This is a genomic window from Nitrospira sp. BLG_2 (assembly GCF_049222245.1).
Genome location: NZ_JBLYIG010000643.1, coordinates 1 through 2,124, shown reverse-complemented (window position 1 = coordinate 2,124; position 2,124 = coordinate 1). Strand labels below are relative to the sequence as shown.

Annotated in this window: 1 protein-coding gene and 1 pseudogene; both read right to left on the bottom strand. The window is 55.9% G+C overall.

All coding sequences use genetic code 11. The features are described 5' to 3' along the window. Positions 1-341: 341 nt before the first annotated feature. Positions 342-1,754 (bottom strand): M16 family metallopeptidase, encoded by a 1,413-nt coding sequence (locus ACOSYY_RS17075; RefSeq protein WP_421664005.1) that lies wholly within the window; start codon positions 1,752-1,754, stop codon positions 342-344. A gap of 62 nt (positions 1,755-1,816) precedes the next feature. Continuing rightward, positions 1,817-2,124 (bottom strand): annotated as a pseudogene (locus ACOSYY_RS17070) (M16 family metallopeptidase); the annotation flags it as partial.

Genomic DNA, 2,124 nt, shown 5'->3' with positions numbered 1-2,124 from the left:
TCAGGCGCCCAGGAAGGTACGGAGTTGCTCACATCCTCCGGCGTGTATAAATAACCAGATTCCGGGTGATTGCCCAAAAGAATCAGAACCCACTTGTCTCCATAAATGCGTTTCAATTCTTCGAAATCGACTTTCTCACTCCCCACCACTCAACAGAACTTTCAGGAGTGTACAGGCCGAAATCACCTTCGCCAATTCCCAGTCTCCTGAGCAGGGACGCTGACTCACGCTCAGTGCAAATGAAGAACCTTTGACCGTCCGTCATCACGATTAACGTCGAAGCGCTTCTCGATCATTTCGACGAACCTGCCGAATATTGTTTCAGAGTCTATGGCCATACCTCACCCCTCCGGCGACAGTTTGATTTCTTTCACGTCTCCAAACGTCGCAAGAGCCTTCGGCAACGCTTCCCCTGATCCGACGGCAACGATCTTCAATTGATCCGGGTGCAAATGTTTCTTGGCCGCCGCCAAGACGTCTTCCTTGGTCAGTCGCATGACCTTGGCGCGTAGCTGCTGGAGAAAGTCCTTCGGCAATCCATCGTACTCCAACTCGACCAGCCGACTGACGATCGCCGAAGGGCTGGAAAAGGAGAATACGAACGAATTGACATACGCTTCCTTTGCTTCCGCAAGCTCCGCATCGGTCACCGGCTCAGCGCGCATCCGTTCGATATTCGCCACAAACCGCTCGATCACTTCCTGGGTGGAGATCATCTTGGTTTCCGCCCGCATCAACCAGACACCTTGGTCGTGCATGCCCGTATTCAAGCGGCTGCCGACGGAATAGGCCAACCCCCGTTTCGTCCGCACGTCGTTGAACAGGCGGCTACGGAATGAGCTTCCCCCCAAAATATCGTTCGCGATGGCCAATGCGACGTAGTCGGGATCGTTCTCCTTGATCGAGAGATGCCCCACTCGAAGATGGGTCTGCGAGGTGTCTTTCCCGACGAACCTGACAACCGGTTTGGACAACTCCGCCGCCGGCACATCAGGGATACGTAACTCCGGCACCATTCCCTTTTTCCAATCTCCAAACACTTTACGCAGAGAGGCCACCATCTCCGCTTTGTTGAAGTCACCCGTCACACCGAGAATCATACCGTTCGGATGAATCGTGTCGCGATGGAATGTGACGAGATCATCTCTCGTGATGCGTTTCACCGAATCCGGCGAGCTTTCTCGCGCGCTCGGATGATCGGTCCCGTAGAGCATTTTGGAAAATTCCCGGCCGACGATGGACCCGGGATTATCCTGACGGCGACGGATCGCCTCCAGGGCCTGTAACCTGGCCAATTCGACACGAGCGGGATCGAACGCCGGAGTCCGAATGAGACCGGCGAAGATTTCCAGCCCTCGATTCACATCCTTGCTCAGGACATCGAGAGACGCCGACCCTGATTGTCGACCGATCCCGATACTTACATCGGCGGCGAATTGTTCCAGTTCGGTATCAACCTGCTCCGAGGAAAGGCCTCCGCCGCCGCCGGTCCGCATCACTGCTCCCGTCATGGCAGCCAATCCGATCTTATCGGTCGGATCGAGCCAACTACCCGTCCGCATCGTCGCCGTGATCGTGACCAGAGGTAATTCATGATCTTCCAACAGATAGACGACCATGCCGTTGTCGAGTACGACCCGCTCGGGATCGGGTGGCGAGAATTCCACCGGCTTAAACGTCATGGTCCTGGGATCACCGAGCGTCAGGTCGGCCGAATAGCCGACGACCACGGACGCCAGCAATATCACCACCATGCCAAGCATTCTTCCCATATGGCGAAAGCCGCTCCCTCCAAACCTGTGCCCCCTCGCTTGGTTCATGGCATCACCTCGCCGACCGGCATAGCCGCAACGGTGTTATCGGCGCCTTTCTTCACCAAGACCGCAACAGTACGATTCGACTTTGTAAAATACTGCTTCGCCACCCGCTGGACATCGGCAGCCGTGACCGCGGCAACCTTATCACGTGATGTCAGGATATAGCGCCAATCTCCGGCTACCGCCTGATACAATGCGATTTGAGAAGCCAGGCCGCTGTTCGACCTCAGACCCCGAACCAGATCGGCGTCCAAATTATTCAGCACCTTCTCCAGCTCCGAAGAAGAGACCGGCTCTTGTTTCAGCC

What these genes read in the sequence shown, in the direction of transcription:
- ACOSYY_RS17075 (WP_421664005.1), bottom strand. Translation starts at nt 1,754, where the DNA reads ATGGTGGTGATATTGCTGGCGTCCGTGGTCGTCGGCTATTCGGCCGAC.